At 73.4% G+C, this 18,100-nt stretch carries 11 protein-coding genes; 2 read left to right on the forward strand and 9 right to left on the reverse strand.

The genetic code is table 11. The features are described 5' to 3' along the window. Window positions 1-566 precede the first annotated feature (566 nt). From IF45_RS0121085 to IF45_RS0121100, 4 genes are all read right to left on the reverse strand, one after another. The gene (locus tag IF45_RS0121085) at window positions 567-905 is read right to left on the reverse strand and encodes a putative WhiB-interacting protein (protein ID WP_003950732.1); all 339 of its coding nucleotides are present in this window, start codon (window positions 903-905) and stop codon (window positions 567-569) included. Beyond that, window positions 902-1,273, reverse strand: coding sequence for a WhiB family transcriptional regulator (locus IF45_RS0121090; protein WP_003950731.1), 372 nt, complete (start codon window positions 1,271-1,273; stop codon window positions 902-904). The genes IF45_RS0121085 and IF45_RS0121090 overlap by 4 nt, the downstream gene beginning before the upstream one ends. A gap of 167 nt (window positions 1,274-1,440) precedes the next feature. Further along, entirely contained in the window at window positions 1,441-1,755 is a 315-nt protein-coding gene (locus IF45_RS32495) for a hypothetical protein (RefSeq protein ID WP_008409920.1), read from the reverse strand. 160 nt (window positions 1,756-1,915) lie between these two features. Next, window positions 1,916-4,099, reverse strand: a complete 2,184-nt coding sequence (locus IF45_RS0121100) for an ATP-dependent DNA helicase UvrD2 (protein WP_051720719.1) — start codon at window positions 4,097-4,099, stop codon at window positions 1,916-1,918. 225 nt (window positions 4,100-4,324) lie between these two features. Here IF45_RS0121100 and IF45_RS0121105 point away from each other — a divergent pair, with 225 nt between their 5' ends. Continuing rightward, complete coding sequence (locus tag IF45_RS0121105; protein WP_008409915.1) at window positions 4,325-4,582, forward strand: mycoredoxin; 258 nt, start codon at window positions 4,325-4,327, stop codon at window positions 4,580-4,582. Between the two features lie 72 nt (window positions 4,583-4,654). Here IF45_RS0121105 and nudC read toward each other — a convergent pair whose 3' ends face one another. From nudC to IF45_RS0121130, 5 genes are all read right to left on the reverse strand, one after another. Further along, window positions 4,655-5,599 carry an NAD(+) diphosphatase gene (gene nudC, locus IF45_RS0121110; RefSeq protein WP_008409913.1) on the reverse strand — a complete coding sequence of 315 codons (945 nt, stop codon included), beginning with the start codon at window positions 5,597-5,599 and terminating at the stop codon, window positions 4,655-4,657. Between the two features lie 141 nt (window positions 5,600-5,740). Further along, window positions 5,741-7,144 (reverse strand): dipeptidase, encoded by a 1,404-nt coding sequence (locus tag IF45_RS0121115; RefSeq protein WP_030308944.1) that lies wholly within the window; start codon window positions 7,142-7,144, stop codon window positions 5,741-5,743. A 9-nt stretch (window positions 7,145-7,153) separates the two neighbouring features. Next, complete coding sequence (locus tag IF45_RS0121120; RefSeq protein ID WP_030308945.1) at window positions 7,154-10,729, reverse strand: ATP-dependent helicase; 3,576 nt, start codon at window positions 10,727-10,729, stop codon at window positions 7,154-7,156. A gap of 183 nt (window positions 10,730-10,912) precedes the next feature. Continuing rightward, entirely contained in the window at window positions 10,913-14,290 is a 3,378-nt protein-coding gene (locus IF45_RS0121125; protein ID WP_078842905.1) for an ATP-dependent helicase, read from the reverse strand. A gap of 288 nt (window positions 14,291-14,578) precedes the next feature. Continuing rightward, window positions 14,579-14,959 (reverse strand): MGMT family protein, encoded by a 381-nt coding sequence (locus tag IF45_RS0121130; RefSeq protein WP_015507130.1) that lies wholly within the window; start codon window positions 14,957-14,959, stop codon window positions 14,579-14,581. A gap of 352 nt (window positions 14,960-15,311) precedes the next feature. Between IF45_RS0121130 and IF45_RS0121135 the strand changes: the two genes are divergently transcribed. Beyond that, entirely contained in the window at window positions 15,312-18,092 is a 2,781-nt protein-coding gene (locus tag IF45_RS0121135) for a lysylphosphatidylglycerol synthase transmembrane domain-containing protein (RefSeq protein WP_008409903.1), read from the forward strand. The last annotated feature ends 8 nt before the right edge of the window (window positions 18,093-18,100 follow it).

The raw sequence follows: 18,100 nt of genomic DNA on the forward strand, positions 1-18,100 counted from the left end.
GACGGGGAGGGAGGGGGGCGGGGGGCCCGAGGAGTCGACACAACGTGACTCCCCAACAAGGGTTACCCCACACAGACATCGCCCCCGCTCACCCACCGGCCTGCCCGGCCAGCCCTCTCCCCCAGCCTCGCCCCCTGTCCGGACGGTCCGCATTCGCCACACAGGCCAGACCCGGCGCCCAACGTGAGCGCACCTAGCCATGAGGCCCACCGCCCACACCGCGGACCAGGCCATCCAGTCCCCGGCCGACGCACACCGACCGTCTCTGCCAGCAGGCCACCGCCGCTTCGCGGCTCCCGACCGACCAGGCAACGAACCACGCCCGACCGAACCCGCGACAGGAAGCCACTGCCCGGAGCCCAGTCCGACGCAGGCATGCCAGCCCCTATGGGACCGGCACACCCACGCCCACCACATCTCGGAGCCCCGGGCACCGGCCCCGGCCCCGTCCGGGCCAACCGAGCCGACACCCGCCCCAGCCACATCAGGCCAGGCTCAACGGCAGCCCTGAGCAGCCCTGCTCAGGACCGCCGACCGAGCCGTCCCCCGGCCGGAACCTCCGTGGGTCAGTGCATGACGGCGATGGCGAGCGCGCGCCGGGCGCGCAGTGAGGCGCGCTCGGCCCTGCGCTGCATGCGCCGGGCGGCCATGAGGCGCTGCACGGGCCGGGCCTGTTCGGCCTCGGCGGTGCGTTGCTCCATGTGCGCACGCGCCATGGCTTCTGGAATGAGTTGCATCTCTCGGGTCCTGTTCTGACGCGACTCGTTCGCGCCGGTGATGGTGGTGTCAGGGGTGGCGGAGCCTGCGGGCGCGCTGTCTGCGGTCCTGGCGGACGCTCGCTTCATCGGGGCCTGCTTCATGGGGTCGTGCGTGAGGGGACGGTCGATCGTTCCGGTGATGTTCATGCCGCGACCGGGTTCTTGCGCGGGCGGCCACGGGGCCGCTTGCGGGCGACGACGACGCCCTGGACGAAGAGCTCTCCGCCCCAGACGCCCCAGGGCTCACGCCGGTCCTTGGCGCCGGCGAGGCAGGCCTCGACGAGCGGGCAGGCACGGCAGAGGGACTTGGCGTACTCGACGTCGGCCGGCGACTCGGCGAAGAAGACTTCGGGGTCGTAGGCGCGGCACGGCGGCGGGGTGACGAGGTTCTCGATGGCGTCGTCGAGAGCGGTGAGAGCGGTGAGCTGCGAAGACAAGGTGGAATCCTCCGGGATACCGGGTGGCGAGATCTCGTGTGTGAGCGGTGCTGACGGGACGTGCGTTTCGATCTGCACGGGGCTTTGGTTCCTCGTCTGGTCGGTCCGGCCGGTGGGCCGGGTGGCGGCTGGTACCTGCACCTGTCCAGGGGCCCTTCACTGCCTCGCCCCGCTCGGGGCAAAACAAAAGGGCCGCGGTTCCCGGGTGGGGTTCCGCGGCCCTGAAGGCGCCTGCCTGATCGAGATCAGGCTGGATCACTCCAGGGTTCGAGCCCACGGAAGGCCCACATCGTGTGCTGCTTCGTCTTCGGGAATCCGGCACCGGCTGCCGCAAAGGCATAGGCATGCGCCTGTGCCGCTGCTTCTACTGCCGGTGCCTGGGTCGGTCGCTCGTTCCGCTCTCGGACCGGGAGGTTCGAGGGGGAAATGGGGGACGCGGGACGCACGGCGGCGAGGCCGGACATACCGGTACCCAGGGACGAGACGCCGGACATGCACAGGTTGACGACGGAACGATCGGTCATTTTCACGACCGTGCTGGTGGTCTTGATGCTGATCACTTCCATCGCCTCCTCTCGGCGTCTCGTGGACCGCGAACGGTCCGGTGGTTGAACTCAGTACAGCACGGACCCAGGGCTTCGAAGAAGCGCCTGTTCCCGTGCCTAAGAACCTATGGGGATTCCCAGGGCCTGCGCAAACTATTTTCCGGACGAGTTTCCCTCAGCTCTCGCCCGCCCCGCTCACACCCTCTTGACCTGCACAGATGGCGAGAACATCGGCGCCGTAGCGGCGAAACTTCCGTACGCCGACACCGGCGATGCGGCTCAGCTCCGGCTCGTCCTCGGGGAGCTGCTCGGCGATGGCCATCAGGGTCTTGTCGGTGAAGACGCAGTAGCTGGGCTGCCCCAGCCGTTCGGCCTCGGCGGCGCGCCAGGTGTGGAGCCGCTCGTAGACGCCTTCGTCCATGTCCGAGGGGCAGCCTTCGCAGCGCATCAGCTTCATCTCGCCGGCATCGGTGAGGCTCCGGCCGCAGGTGCGGCACCGGATCGGTTTCCTCGGTCCCCGGCGGGGTGCGCCGGTGCCCGCCGAGGTACCGCCCGGACCGGCCACGGAGAAGGACGAGGCTCCCCTGGTCGCCGAGGCGCCCCGGAGGTCCTTCAGGAAGCGGCTGGGGACGCGGTGGGCGCGTCCGCCGGGGGCGCGGGAGAGCGACCAGGAGAGCGTCAGCCGGAAGCGGGCCCTGGTGATGCCCACGTAGAGCAGGCGGCGCTCCTCCTCGAGCTGTTCGTCGGTGCGGGCGTAGGTGATCGGCATCATGCCCTCGGTCAGCCCGACCAGGAAGACGGCGTCCCATTCGAGGCCCTTGGCGGCGTGCAGCGAGGCGAGGGTGACGCCCTGGACGGTGGGGGCGTGCTGGGAGGCGGCGCGCTCGTCCAGTTCGGTGACGAAGTCGGCGAGGGAGGCGTCCGGCCGGGCGGCGCCGAAGTCCTCGGCGAGCCGGGCCAGCGCGGCGAGGGACTCCCAGCGGTCCCGGGAGGCACCGGAGCCGACCGGTGCCTGGGCGCTCCATCCGGAGGCGGAGAGGACGGCGCGTACCTGGGAGGCGAGGTCGTCGGCCAGGTCGAGAGCGGCGTCGTTGCCGCCGAAGCGGGCGGCGCCGCGCAGCGCGGCCTGGGCCTCGCGGACCTCGCGGCGTTCGAAGAAGCGCTCGGCTCCACGGAGCTGGTAGGGGACGCCCGCGTCGGTGAGGGCCTGCTCGTACAGGCCGGACTGTCCGTTGGTGCGGAAGAGGACCGCGATCTCGCCGGCGGGGACGCCCGCGGCGATGAGGTCGCGGATGCGGCGGGCGGTGCCCTCGGCCTCGGACGGTTCGTCGCCGTACTCGATGTGCTGCGGTTCGGGCCCGGTGTCGCGCTGGGAGACGAGTTCCAGCCGGTGGTCGGCGGCGCGGCCGCGGGCCTGGGAGAGCAGTCCGTTGGCCAGGTGGACGATCTGCGGGGTGGAGCGGTAGTCGCGGACCAGCTTGACCACGGTCGCCTCGGGGTGGCGGACCCGGAAGTTCAGCAGGTGTTCGGGGGTGGCGCCGGTGAACGAGTAGATCGTCTGGCTGGCGTCGCCGACGACGCAGAGGCTGTCGCGGTCCCCCAGCCAGAGTTCGAGGAGGCGCTGCTGGAGGGGGCTGACGTCCTGGTACTCGTCGACGACGAAGTGCTGGTACTGGGCGCGGACGTGGTCGGCGATGTCCCGGCGGTCCTGGAGGATGCCGATGGTGAGGAGCAGGACGTCCTCGAAGTCGATGACGCCCCTGTCCCGCTTGAGCTGTTCGTAGCGGGCGTAGATCTGGGCCAGTTCGGCCGGGTCGCGGGGGGCGTGGCGCTGGCTCTTGGCGACGCTCTCCGCGTAGTCGCCGGGGACGGTCTGGGTGACCTTGGCCCACTCGATCTCGCCGGTGGCGTCGCGGAGCTGGTTGCGGTCGAGGCGGATGCCGCAGGCCGCGCCCGCCTCCGCGACCAGTTGGCCCTTGCGTTCGACGAGGCGTGGGAGTGTCCCGCCGACGGCTTTCGGCCAGAAGTACTGGAGCTGGCGGAGGGCGGCGGAGTGGAAGGTGCGGGCCTGCACGCCGCCGGCGCCGAGCTGGCGGAGGCGGCCGCGCATCTCGCCGGCGGCGCGGTTGGTGAAGGTGACGGCGAGGACGCTGGTGGGCTGGAAGCGGTTGGTCCGTACCCCGTAGGCGATGCGGTGGGTCAGGGCGCGGGTCTTGCCGGTGCCGGCTCCGGCCAGCACGCACACCGGCCCGTGCAGTGCCGTGGCCACGGCGCGCTGCTCGGGGTCCAGGCCCGCGAGCACGTCGTCGGCCGATTCCGGGACGCGCGGGAAGGATGGGGTGTGCGGTGCGGATGTCACCCCGCCATGCTGCCAGGTTCGCCGGGGTGGGCGTTGGGGTCCGTCCACAGGGAGGGCTTCCGGTCGTACTGATCACATGAATCGGGTGTGTGGTGGACCACCCCGGCGGGAATCTCGTCGCTCTCGGCTACGTTCGATCCATTGCCACCGGGCGCCTCAGCCCGGCGGAGTTCACCGCGTGTGCCCGTCCGGGTACACGGCAGAGCGATCGAGGAGCGTCGGGACATGTCGGGCACTGTGACGATGTACAGCACCACCTGGTGCGGATACTGCCGTCGGCTGAAGAGCCAGATGGACCGCGAGGGCATCGCGTACGAAGAGGTCAACATCGAGCACGACCCGGAGTCGGCCGCGTTCGTGGAGAAGGCGAACGGCGGGAACCAGACCGTGCCGACGCTGCAGATCGTCCCCAAGGCCGGCGGTGAGCCGGTGGTGATGACCAACCCGAGCCTGGCTCAGGTCAAGCAGGCGCTCGGCGCCTGACCCGCGTCCCGGCGCGTCCCCGGCCGCATCGTCACCGGATGCGGCCGGGAGCCGGGCGGTCCCCGGGGCGGGTCAGCGGCCGACGCCCGGCTTGGGGAGGGGCTCGCCGTACCAAAGCTCGATGAGGCGGGCGGCGATCGAGATGCCGTAGGGCGGGCGGACCTCGCCGGTTTCGAAGGCGGTGCGGAGTTCCTCGCGGGAGAACCAGCGGGCCTCCTCGATCTCTTCGCCGTCCACGGTGATGTGGGGGGAGGTGGCCTTGGCGGTGAAGCCCAGCATGAGGCTGGACGGGAAGGGCCAGGGCTGGCTGGCCACATAGGTGACTTCGCCGACGGTCACTCCGGCCTCTTCGAAGACCTCGCGACGCACCGACTCCTCGATGGCCTCCCCCGGTTCGACGAAACCGGCGAGCGTGGAGAAGCGGCCTTCGGGCCAGTGGACCTGCCGGCCGAGCAGCGCCCTGTCCTGGTCGTCGGTGACGAGCATGATGACGGCCGGGTCGGTGCGCGGGTAGTGCTCGGCGCCGCAGGCGGGGCAGCGGCGAATGTGTCCGGCGGCGGCGATGACGGTGCGCTCGCCGCAGCGTGAGCAGAAGCGGTGCAGGCGCTGCCAGTTCTCCAGGGCGACCGCGTGGACGAGGAGCCCGGCGTCGCGCGGGGAGAGCAGCAGGCCGGCTTCGCGCAGGCCGGCGGCGCGGGCCGACTGGTCGAAGCGGCCGGGCAGGGAGTCCTTCTGGAGGGCGAAGTAGCTCACGCCGTCCTCGTCGCAGCCGAGGAAGTAGCGGTGGGAGCGGGTGAGGGGCGCTTCGAAGGTGGGGGTCATCACCAGTTCGGTGGTGCCGTCCTCCGTCTCGTCGATGAGCGCCTGGCCGCCGGACACCACGAAGACCCGGGTGGTGGGGTGGCTCCAGGCGGCGGCCAGCCATGCCTCGTCGAGGCGGTGGTGGGCCGCCCGGTCGATGCCGCTGGGTGCGGTGAGCGGCAGCGGTTCCTTGGGTTCGTGGGTCCAGGTGGTCACAGTGGGTTCCAACTCCCCGGTGGCGTGGGTGATTCCGTGCGTCCTGCCGGGGTGACCGGGGCGGGCGCGGGGTGCGGTCGCTCCTGGTCCGCGGGGGCCGCGGTGTCGGGGTGGCCGGCGGTGGAGGCGGAGTGTGGCGGCTCAGGGGGCATGGCGTCCCTGCTGGGCGAGGTCGCCCCAGAGGTGGGCGGCGGTTTCGACGCCCTTCATGAGGAGGTCGAGTTCGACCTTCTCGTTGGGGGCGTGCCAGCCGTCGGACGGGACGGAGATCCCGAGGAAGAGGACGGGAGCGTCGAGTACGTCCTGGAGGTCGGCGGCGGGGCCGGAGCCGCCCTCACGGGTGAAGAGTACGGGTCGCTGGAAGGCGCGGCTCATGGCGCGGACGACGGACTGGAGGGCGGGATGGTCGAGCGGGGTGAGGCAGGGGCGGGTGGCGCCGCCGAAGGTCACGGTGTGGCCGATTCCGGCGGGGAGGCGCTCCGCGATCCAGGTGCGGACCTGCTCCTCGATGCGGGCGGGGTCCTGGCCGGCGACCAGCCGGAAGGAGAGCTTCAGCATCGCGGTGGCGGGGATGATCGTCTTGCCGCCGGGGCCCTGGTAGCCGCCGCCGATGCCGTTGACCTCGGCGGTGGGGCGGGCCCAGATGCGCTCCAGTGTGGTGTGGCCCGCCTCGCCGCTGGTGGCGTGGGACTTGGCGGTGCGCAGCCACTGCTCCTCGTCGAAGGGCAGTTCGGCGAAGAGGGCGCGTTCCCGGTCGGTGAGGGGGATCACGCCGTCGTAGAAGCCGGGGACGGCGACGGCGCCGCGGTCGTCGTGGAGGGCGGCGACGAGCCGGGCGGCCTCGGTGGCCGGGTTGGGCACGGCTCCGCCGAAGGAGCCGGAGTGGATGTCCTGGCCGGGGCCGGTGAGGGTGACCTCGCAGTCGATGAGTCCGCGCATGCCGGTGCAGACGGTGGGGGTGTCCTCGGACCACATGCCCGTGTCGGAGACGAGGACGGTGTCGGCGGCCAGCCGGTCGCGGCGCTCCTCGATGAGCCGGCGGAAGTGCGGGGAGCCCGACTCCTCCTCGCCCTCGATGAGCAGCTTGAGGTGGACGGCGGGGCTGGTGCGGCCGGTCGCGGCGAGGTGGGCGCGCAGGCCGAGGGTGTGGAAGAAGACCTGGCCCTTGTCGTCGGCGGCGCCTCGTCCGTACATCCGGCCGTCCCGGACGACGGGGTCGAAGGGGTCGGTCTCCCAGCCGTCCTCGCGGGCGGCGGGCTGCACGTCGTGGTGGCCGTAGACCAGGGCGGTGGGCGCGTCCGCGTCGTCGGAGGGCCAGGAGGCGAAGACGGCGGGGGCGCCGTCCGTCGGCCATATCTCGACGACGGGGAACCCGGTCTCGCGGAGCTTGGCGGCCAGCCATTCGGCGCTGCGCAGTACATCGGCTCCGTGCTCGGGCTGGGCCGAGACGGAGGGGATGCGCAGCCACTCGGCGAGGTCGTCGAGGAAGGCGGCGCGGTGGTTCTCGATGTACGTGCGGACGGCGTTGTCCAAGGTCTCGCTCATGTCAAGAGCCTATCGGGCGGCGGCCGCGGACCGGTCCGGTGGTTCTCCGATCCGCTGCGCAGGCTCCGGCGCTCCGTGGGGTGCGGGCGGCTGTTCCGGGGATGGGCCAGGCGTCGTGCCGAGGAGGATGTGCTCGATCTCTCGTCGGCCGGGGAGGTGGCGGGGCCGGACGGTCTCCCCGGTGCGGATGTAGACGAAGGCCGCGGTGACCGCTTCGAGTGGGAGCCGGTGGTGCTCGGCCCAGGCGAGTCGGTAGATGGCGAGCTGGAGCGGGTCGGCGTCGCGGGTGTGGCTGGTTTTCCAGTCCACGATCTCGTACACGGGCGTTTGCGGTCCGGTGCCGGTCGCGGTGTCCGGTTCGAGCCGGTAGACGGCGTCCATGCGGCCGCGGACCGTGCGTCCGGCGAGGGTGAGCTGGAAGGGGACCTCGACGCCGAGCGGGGTGCGATGGGCGTACTCGGTCTGCTCGAAGGCTTCCTTGAGGGCTTCGAGGTCGTGTTCGTCGGCGATGTCGGCGTCGTGGCCGGGCAGCTCCTCCGGGTCGAGCATCGGCAGCTGGACGTCTTCGAAGCGGGATTCGACCCAGGCGTGGAAGCGGGTGCCGCGCCGGGCAGCGGGCTGCGGGGGCCGGGGCATGGGCCGGGCCAGTTCCGCCGCGAACCCCGCGGGGTCGGCGGCGAGCCTCATCAGCTCGGAGGCGGTCAACGAGGCGGGCAGCACCACATCACGGGTTCCTTGGCGGGCCCGCAGCAGCTCGCCGCTGAGCGCCTCCAGGTCTTGGTCCCAGGAGTGGATGAGGCGGGCCTCCTCCGGGGTGGGGCCTTCCGTGGCGGCGGAGTCGGTCGCGGCAGGCATCGCCGGGGTGACCGCTTCCGTGACGGCTACGGGCGGTGGGGTGGTGGCCGGCCGGGCGGTGGTCCACGACTCCCAGTTACCGTCCTCGTGGCTCTCCTCGTCCTCGGGCTGCGGTTCCAGATCCTCGGGAGGGCCGTCCGGTTCTCCGGGTGCGGGATGCGCGGGTACGGCCGCATCCGGGGCGGCCTCTTCTTCGACGGCGCTCGTGGCGAGGGCTCCGGAGGCCAGGGCGTCGAGGTGGGCGCGGACCGTGGCGGCGGCGGCCCGGCGGCGGTCGAGGGCGACTTCGTCGAGCGGCAGCGGCCAGGCGAGGTCGGCCGTGGGCTCGGCCAGTGCCGGGTTCTGGGCGGCGGCGTCCGGGCGCTCGGCCCACACCTCGGTCTCCCCGTGTCCGGCGAGGCAGTGGTCGTGCAGGGCCAGCAGGAAGTCGGACGGCCCGCGGGTGCGCTTCTGGGTGGGGCCCCACCAGTGGCCGGAGCCGAGCAGCAGCTTCCGGGGCCGGGTGAAGGTGACGTATCCCAGGCGCAGTTCCTCGGTGTGCTGGTGGCCGCGCATCTGTTCCGTGAAGGCCTTGAGGCCCTTGGAGTCGAGGGCGCCGACATCCGGGAGGGTGGCGGCGTCGCCGCGCAGGGAGTGCGGGAGGACCCGGGGCTGGGCGGTCCACTTCTCGCGTCCCTGCTCGCTCGGGAACTGCTTGGCGACCAGTCCGGGGACGGCGACCACGTCCCACTCCAGGCCCTTGGACTTGTGGGCGGTGAGGACCTTGACGGTGTTCTCGCCGCCCGGGAGGGCGTTGTCGAGGCCCTTCTCGTACTGGGCCGCGGTGCGCAGGAAGCCGAGGAAGGCGAGGAGGGAGGCGTCCTTCTCCTGGGCGGCGAAGGAGGCGGCGACGTCCAGGAAGTTGGAGAGCGTCTCCCGGCGGCGGGCGGCGAGGGCCTGCGGGGAGGAGGAGAGTTCCACTTCGAGGCCGGTGGTGGCGAGGACGCGGTGCAGGACGTCCATGAGCGGGTCGGCGAGGGAGCGGCGCAGGTCGCGGAGTTCGGTGGCGAGCTGGGCGTACCGGACGCGGGCCTCGGCGGAGAACGGCAGCTCGTCGTCGGCGGAGCCGTCGAGGAAGGTGTCGAGGGCGTCGGCGAGGGAGATGACCTCGGCCGGGTCGACGCCTTCGACCGCTTCGGCGAGCCGCCGGTCGGGGTCGTCGCCGCCCGCGCGCTCACGGCGTACCAGGAGCCGGGCGCGGCGGCCGAGGAGGGCGAGGTCGCGCGGGCCGATGCGCCAGCGGGGGCCGGTGAGGAGGCGGACCAGAGAGGCGTTGGCACCGGGGTCCTGGAGCACTTCGCAGACGGCGACGAGGTCGGCGACCTCCGGCAGGTGGAGGAGGCCGGAGAGACCGACCACCTCGACCGGGACGTCCCGGTCGACCAGGGCGCCCTGGATCGCCCCGAAGTCGCCGGCGGTCCGGCACAGCACGGCGATCTCGCCGGGTGGTGTTCCGGTGGCGACGAGGTGGGCGATCCGGTCGGCGAGCCAGGTCAGCTCGTCGGCGTGGGTGTCGAGGAGGGCGCAGCGGACGATGCCGTCGCGTTCGGCGCCGGGGGCGGGGCGCAGTGCTTCGACGCCGGTGTGCATGGCGCGCAGCGGGGCGGCCATGGTGTTGGCGAGGTCGAGCAGGCGGCCTCCGCTGCGGCGGTTCTCGCTGAGGGAGTGGCGGGCGGCGGGGGTGCCGTCGGCGTGGGGGAAGTGGTCGGGGAAGTCGTCGAGGTTGGCGACGGAGGCGCCGCGCCAGCCGTAGATGGCCTGGCAGGGGTCGCCGACGGCGGTGACGGGGTGGCCGGTGCCGTGGCCGAAGAGTCCGGCGAGCAGGATGCGCTGGGCGACGGAGGTGTCCTGGTACTCGTCGAGGAGGACGACCCGGAACTCCTCGCGGAGCAGGGCGCCGACTGCCGGGTGGCGGTCGGCGAGGGTGGCGGAGAGGGCGATCTGGTCGCCGAAGTCGATGAGGTCGCGGTCGCGTTTGGCGCTGCGGTACTGCTCGACGAGCCCGGCGAGGTCGTGGCGGGCGCGGGCGACCTCGGGGAGTTTGCGCAGGTCGGGGTTGGTGAGCGGGGTGCTCTCCAGGGTGCCGAGCAGATCTTCGTCGTGGTGGCGCAGCCGGTCGGGGGTGACGAGGTGTTCGGAAAGCTCGCCGTCGAGGGCGAGCAGGTCGCCGACGAGGTCGGGGAAGGAGCGGGTCAGCGCGGGGTGGGCTCCGGGCGCCTCCCGCAGCACCCGGGCGGCGAGCTGGAAGCGGGTGGCGTCGGCGAGCAGGCGGGTGCTGGGTTCCAGTCCGAGCCGGAGTCCGTGATCGGTGAGGAGCCGTCCGGCGAAGGCGTGGTAGGTGGAGATGACCGGTTCGCCGGGGGTGTGCTCGTCCTGGGGGCCGGCGCCCGGCGGGGCGAGCGGCTCGGGTTCGGTGACGCCGGCCTCGGTCAGTGCCCTGCGGACGCGTTCGGCGAGTTCGCCCGCGGCCTTGTTGGTGAAGGTCAGCCCGAGGACCTGTTCGGGCGCGACCTGCCCGGTGCCGACGAGCCAGACGACGCGGGCCGCCATCACCGTGGTCTTGCCCGAGCCGGCTCCCGCGACGATCACCTGGGGAGCGGGCGGCGCGGTGACGCAGGCCATCTGCTCCGGGGTGAAGGGGATACCGAGGAGCTCCTTGAGCTGCTCGGGGTCGCTGATACGTGCGGGCATGCCAGCGAGGCTAGCGCCGCCGTACGACACCTGGTTTCCAAGCAGCGGCGCGGTTCAGCGTTCTGCCTGGTCAGATGGGGTGTGGTGGGGGTTGTGTGGTCGGTCACCGAGCGCCGGGGAGCCGGGGTGCGCGCCGGGGGTGCGGGTGCCGGCGCGCCCAGGGCCCCGAGCGGGCGGCCTCGCTCACTCCACCACCTGGCGCCCCTCCTCCCGGGCGCTGCACGAGGAGCGGAAGGAGCAGTGGGCGCAGTGCTGTCCGGTGGTGGGGGTGAAGCGTTCGTCGAGGACCTTGCCCGCGGCGGTGGCCAGGAGGTCGCCGACCCATTCGCCCTCCGGCGAGGGCTGGTGCTGCACCCGGGGCAGGGCGTCGCCGCCCTCCTTCTTGGGCGCGGGCTGGCGCAGGTGGACCAGTTCGGCGCCGCCGGGCTCGGGGCGTACGCCGTCGAAGAGCGGGTCGACGGCACCCTCGGTGACGGCGAGCTGGTAGACGGCGAGCTGGGGGTGGTGGGCGACCTCGGCGGCGGTGGGCGCCTGTTTGCCGGTCTTGAAGTCGACGACGTAGGCGCGGCCGCGCGGGTCCTGCTCGACCCGGTCCATGCTGCCCCGGATGCGGACCTCGTAGGGCCCGGCGCCGAGGGTGACGTCGAAGTCGTGCTCGCTGGCGACGGGGGTGCGTCCCGCCCGGTCGAGGGTGTGCCACTCCAGGAACCGTTCCAGGGCCTGGCGGGCGTTCTCCTTCTCCTGGACGGATTTCCAGGGGGCGTCGAAGGCGAGCGCGTCCCAGACCGAGTCGAGGCGTTCCATGAGGACGTCGAGGTCGGCCGGGGTGCGGCCGGAGGCCACCTCGTCGGCGAGGACGTGGACGACGTTGCCGAAGCCCTGGGCGGCCGAGGCGGGGGCGTCGGCCTTGACCTCGCGGCCGAGGAACCACTGGAGGGCGCAGGTGTTGGCGAGCTGGTCGAGGGCGCTGCCGGAGAGGACGACGGGGGCGTCGCGGTCCCGCAGCGGCACCTGGGACCGGGTCGGTTCGCGCATCCCCCACCAGCGGTCGGGGTGTGCGGTGGGGACGAGGGGCCGGCCGTCCTCGTCGGTGAGGGCGGCGAGCTTGGCGAGGCGGTGTGCGGCGGCTTCGCGGAGGGTGGCGGAGACGCGCGGGTCGACGGTGGTGGCCCGCAGTTCGGCGACGAGGGCGGCGACCGCGAGGGGGCGGCGGGGCCGCGAGGAGACGTCCTTCGGCTCGACGCCGAGTTCGGTGAGGAAGCGCGAGGGCTGGTCGCCGTCCTCGGCCGGGGCCTTGACCGCGGTGACGACGAGGCGTTCGGCGGCGCGGGTGGCGGCGACGTAGAAGAGGCGGCGTTCCTCGGCGAGGAGGGCGCCGGGGGGCAGGGGTTCGGCGAGGCCGTCGCGTCCGATGCGGTCGGCCTCCAGCAGCGAGCCGCGGCGGCGCAGGTCGGGCCAGACGCCCTCCTGGACCCCGGCGACGACGACGAGCCGCCACTCCAGGCCCTTGGAGCGGTGTGCGGTCATGAGGCGGACGGCGTCGGGGCGGGCAGCGCGGCGGGTGAGGGTGTCGGCGGCGATGTCCTGCGCCTCGATCTCGGCGAGGAAGTTGAGGGCGCCCCGGCCGCCGGTGCGTTCCTCGGCGCGGGCGGCGGTGGCGAAGAGGGCGCAGACGGCGTCGAGGTCACGATCGGCGTTGCGTCCGGCGGCGCCGCCCCGGCGGGCGGACCGCTCCAGCCGCTGCGGCCAGGTGGTGCCGTCCCACAGTTCCCAGAGCGCCTCCTCGGCGCTGCCGCCCTTGGCGAGGAGGGTGCGGGCGCGGCGCAGCAGCTCGCCGAGGAGGCGCGCGCCGTGGGCGTACCCCTCGTGGGTGACGAGCCGCTCCGGTTCGGCGAGTGCGCGGGCGAGCAGGGTGTCGGAGGGCGGCGGGAGGAGGTTTCCGGCGGCGCGTTCCTCGTCGCGCAGGGCACGTCCGAGGCGGCGCTGGTCGGCGGCGTCGAGGGCGGCGAGCGGCGAGGCGAGCAGCGTGAGGGCGGTCTCGGTGTCGAGCCAGGCGGGGGCGGTGTCCTGGGTCCCGGCGTCGGGCTCGGGCTCGGGTACGGGCCCCGCCTCCTCCTCGGCCCGGTCCTGGAGGGCGGCGGTCGCGGCGGCGCGCAGCGCGGTGAGCAGCGGGGCGACGGCTGGCTCGTGGCGCAGCGGGAGGTCGTTGCCGTCGATGTCCAGCGGCACCCCGGCCGAGGTGAGAGCCCGGCGGACGGCGGGAATGGTGTGGCCGCCGGAGCGGACCAGGACCGCCATCTCCCCCCAGGGGACGCCTTCCTCCAGGTGGGCGCGGCGCAGGATGTCGGCGATGTTGTCCAGTTCGGCGCCGGTGGTGGGGTACGTGTAGGCCTCGACGCGGCCCCCGTCCCGGGCCGGGCTGAGGGAGCGATGAGCACGGACGGTGTCGGCGGAGAGCCTGGTCAGCGGCATGCGGCGGGTGACGAGCCGGGTGGCCTCGACCAGGTGTGCGCCGGAGCGGCGCCCGGTGGTGAGGACGGCGACGGGCGCGGGCGCGCCGTCGGCGCGGCGGAAGGTCTCGGGGAATTCCAGGATGCCGTTGACGTCGGCGCCGCGGAAGGCGTAGATCGACTGGTCCGGGTCACCGAAGGCGACCAGGGTGCGCCCGCCGCCCGCTCCGGGCACGGCGGGACCGTGGTTGCCGGCGAGCGCCCGCACCAGCCGGACCTGGGCGGGGTCGGTGTCCTGGTACTCGTCCACGTAGACGGCGTCGTAGGTCTCGGCGAGCTGCCGGGCGGTCTCGGGCCTCTCGGCGAGCAGGACGGCGCGGTGGACGAGCTCGGCGTAGTCGAGGGTGCCCTGCGCGTCGAGCAGGTCGAGATATTCGGCGAGGAAGGAGGCGGCGGCGGACCAGTCGGGGCGGCCGCCGCGCCGGGCGAACTCGGCGAGCGCGTCGGGGCCGAGGCCGAGTTCCCGGGAGCGGGCGAGGACGGCGCGGACCTCGTCGGCGAAGCCGCGGGTGGTGAGGCAGGCGCGGAGTTCGTCGGGCCAGTGCACGCGGGCGCGGCCCTGGCGTCCGAGTTCGATCTGTCCGGCGAGCAGTTCGCGGACGGTGACGTCCTGCTCGGGTCCGGAGAGCAGCCGCAGGGGTTCGGCGAAGAGGTCGGCGTCCTGGTGGGCGCGGACCAGGGCGTAGCAGAAGGAGTGGAAGGTGGTGGCGCGCGGCGCGGTCGCGGTGGAGAGCCGCTGCGCCATGCGGTCCCGCAGATCCACGGCGGCGCGGCGGCTGAAGGTGAGGACCAGGATGCGTTCGGGTGGGGTGCCCGCGGCGAGGCGCGCGGCGACGGACTCGACCAGGGTGGTGGTCTTGCCGGTGCCCGGGCCGGCGAGGACGAGCAGTGGTCCCGCCCCATGGTCAACCACGGCCCGCTGGGCTGCGTCCAGTCGAGGGGGCTCCTCCGCCACGGGGGCGGAACGGACCAGTCGGTACGTGCCGGAGGCCCTCTGCCGCGCCTGCTGCTGAGGCAGGCTGCCGCTGGGAGGAGAGGAGCTCACGTGCATCGCCGGTCCTGGTGGGTGTGCTGGTGGAAGGCGCTCGGTGCGGGCCGGGGGAAGAGGGGCGCCGGCCCCGTCCGCCGGGCTGCCCGCTGCGTCCCTGGCGGCCAGGTGCCGACCACCGACCGTACCCCGAGCGGCAGCGCGTCCGGCGGGCTTGCCCTGCCGTGCGCCCCGGAGCGCGCGCCGGGCGCTCGCGGGCGCGGACCCGGCCGGAACCGGTGTCGCGCCAACCGCACCGGTCAGCGCGGCGGAGCCTGGTGGGGCCCGGCGCGGGGCGGTACGGAGCGGGTGTCAGGAGTGAGGTGTGTCACCGGTGGTGCCGTCCCAGCGGGCGCGGCGCATGTCGAGGCGGGGTGCGCTGCCCGGGGAGCCGGCGGTCCTCCGGGCCTCGCGCAGCGGGGTGCCTTCCGTGCGGTAGTGGGCGAGGGCACGGCGCTCGTGACCGGGGAGCAGCGCCCCGTCGGAGCGGACGACGCGCCACCACGGCACGGCCGATCCGTAGAGCGCCATGACGCGGCCGACCTGGCGCGGCCCGCCCTCCTCCAGCCATTCGGCTATGTCGCCGTAGGTCATCACGCGGCCGGGCGGGATCAGCTCGGCCACGTCGAGCACCCGCTCGGCGTAGGGCGGCAGGGCGGGCGGTTCGGCGGACGGCGGGGTGTCCTGGCTCACCCGGTCCATCCTGCCGCACGGCACCGACAGCCCGCCCGACGCGGCTCGAAGCCGGTGGACGGTGGGGCGGGCCGGAGCTCGTGGCCGGGACCCGAAAGGGGGGCCATGAGGCTTATCAGAGCGGATTCGCCAGCGTGCATTGCCCCCTCATGCCCCGCGGTGTCGCCCGCTCGTGCCACCATCGTGCGGGCGATGACAGGTGAGACAAGATCGACAGGACACGACGGAACGGACGGGTGTGAGTGCCGAAGCACGACGGAGCACGGCACCGGTGCCGCCGCGTCCGGATGACGACGATGCCGCCCGGGCCGTACCCGGCAGCCGTCCCGCCGACGGGGAGAGGGGCGGCCGGATGAGCGCCGGCGACGACGAGGGCGCGGGCCGTGGCCCGGCCGACGGGGGCGCACACGCGGACGGCTCCGGCGCGCCCGCGCGCACCGGCGTGGACCATGGCGCCACCTCCGCGGACCCGCATCCCAGCCTCCTGAAATATCCCCGGCCGGAGAACGCCCCGGAGGAGACCGAGCGGGACCAGGTCGAGGTGGACGAGCCGCTGCTGGCGGCCCGGGTGCACCGGCCCTCGGACCTGATGCGCCTGCTCATCGGCGTCCTGGCCATCGCGGTCCTGCTCGCGGTGGCCGCGTTCGCCCACGGCACCACCTCGGGGCTGGAGCAGGACATCCGCGAGGGCACCGGCCAGGCGCCCGACCTGCTGATCAAGTTCGCCGGCCTGGCGTCGAGCATCGCGGTGCTGCTGGTCCCGGTGGCCTTCGCCATCGAGCGGCTCATCAAACGCGACGGCCTGCGCATCGCCGACGGCGTGCTGGCGGCGGTGCTGGCCCACGGGGTCACCCTCGCCACCGACCTGTGGGTGGCGAAGTCCGCCCCCGGGTCGATCCAGGACGCTCTGACCCAGCCCTCCCCCGGTGACATCCACGCGCTCACCGACCCGGTGCACGGCTACCTCGCCCCGGTCATCGCGTACATGACGGCCGTCGGCATGGCGCGCAGACCCCGGTGGCGGGTGGTGCTCTGGGTGGTGCTGCTGCTCGACGCGCTCGCCATGCTGGTGACGGGCTACACCACGCCGTTCTCCATCGCGCTGACCATCCTGATCGGCTGGAGCGTCGCCTACGGCACGCTGTACACGGTCGGCTCGCCCAACGTCCGGCCGACCGGCCAGACGCTGCTGGCGGGCCTGCGTCACGTCGGCTTCCGGCCGGTCGCGGCGGCCCGCGCCGAGGACGTGCCGGAACCTCCGGGGGGTCTGGCCGGACGGGCCGGGCTGACACCGCCGGACCACGGCGACCGGGGCCGGCGCTACTTCGTCACCCTGGAGGACGGCCCTCCGCTCGACGTGACGGTGGTCGACCGCGAGCAGCAGGCGCACGGCTTCTTCTACCGGGTGTGGCGCCGGATGACGCTGCGCACCATCACCACCCGCCGCAGCCTCCAGTCCCTGCGCCAGGCGCTGGAACAGGAGGCGCTCCTCGCCTACGCCGCCATCGCCGCCGGGGCCAACGCGCCGAAGCTCATCGCCACCTCCGAGCTGGGCCCGGACGCCGTGATGCTCGTCTACGAGCACATCGGCGGCCGCTCGCTGGACTCCCTGGCCGACGAGGAGGTGACCGACGAGCTGATGCGCGACACCTGGCAGCAGGTGAAGGCGCTCCAGTCGCGCCGGATCGCCCACCGGCGGCTGGCCGGGGACGCCATCCTGGTGGATCGTTCCGGCAAGGTGATCATCACCGACCTCCGCGGCGGCGAGATCGCCGCGGGCGAGCTGGTCCTGCGGATGGACATCGCCCAGCTCCTGACCACCTTCGGGCTGCGGGTCGGGGCCGAGCGCTCGGTGGCCGCGGCCGTCGCCGTGCTGGGGCCGGACACCATCGCCGACTGCCTGCCCCTGCTCCAGCCCATCGCGCTGACCCGCTCGACCCGGTCCACCCTGCGCCGGCTCGCCCGGGAGCGCTCGCAGCGCGAACGCGAGGCCGTGCTGGACGCCTCCCAGGAGGCCAAGCAGCTCCGCCGGGAGACCGGCCAGCAGGAGGACCGCAAGACCGTCAAGGCCGAGAAGCAGGCCGAGAAGCGCGCCATCGACGAGGCGCTGGACGAGGCCCGCGAGGAGGATCTGCTCACCCAGATCCGCCACCAGGTGCTCCGCATCCGCCCACAGGCCCCGGTCGAGCCGGCGCGGCTGGAGCGGATCAAGGCCCGCACCCTGGTCAGCTTCATCGCCGGTGCGATCGGCGCGTACTTCCTGCTGTCGCAGCTGACCCACATCGAGTTCGGCACGCTCTTCTCGGACGTCCAGTGGGGCTGGGTGGCGGCGGCCGTCCTCTTCTCCGCGCTCAGCTACTTCGCGGCGGCGATGAGCCTGCTCGGCTTCGTGCCGGAGCGGGTCTCCTTCCTGCGCACCGTGGGCGCCCAGGTCGCCGGCTCCTTCGTGAAGATCGTCGCGCCGGCGGCCGTCGGCGGAGTGGCGCTCAACACCCGCTTCCTCCAGCGCTCCGGCGTACGCCCCGGGCTCGCGGTGGCGAGCGTCGGCGCGTCCCAGTTGTTCGGGCTCGGGTCGCACATCCTGCTGCTGCTCCTCTTCGGTTACGTCACGGGCACCGAGAAGACGCCGTCCCTGACCCCGTCCCGGACGGTGATCGCCGGTCTTCTCACGGTCGCCGTGCTGGTGCTGGTGGTCACCGCCGTGCCGTTCCTGCGGAAGTTCATCGTCACGCGGGTGCGGTCGCTCTTCGCCGGTGTGGTGCCGCGCATGCTCGACGTGCTCCAGCGGCCGCAGAAGCTGCTCACCGGCATCGGCGGCATGCTGCTGCTGACCGCCTGCTTCGTGATGTGCCTCTTCGCCTCGGTGCGCGCCTTCGGCGACGGGAGCACCACCGTCTCGCTCGCGGGCGTGGCCGTCGTCTTCCTCGCCGGCAACGCCCTCGGTTCGGCCGCCCCCACGCCCGGCGGCGTCGGCGCGGTCGAGGCCACGCTGACGGTCGGCCTCATCGCGGTCGGCCTGCCCAAGGAGGTGGCGGCCCCGGCGGTGCTGCTGTACCGCCTGCTGACGCTGTGGCTGCCGGTGCTCCCGGGGTGGCTGTTCTTCAACCAGCTGACGCGCAAGGGGTATCTGTAGGGCGCTCG

Origin of the sequence: Streptomyces albidoflavus (genome assembly GCF_000719955.1) — a bacterium.
GTDB lineage: Bacteria > Actinomycetota > Actinomycetes > Streptomycetales > Streptomycetaceae > Streptomyces > Streptomyces albidoflavus.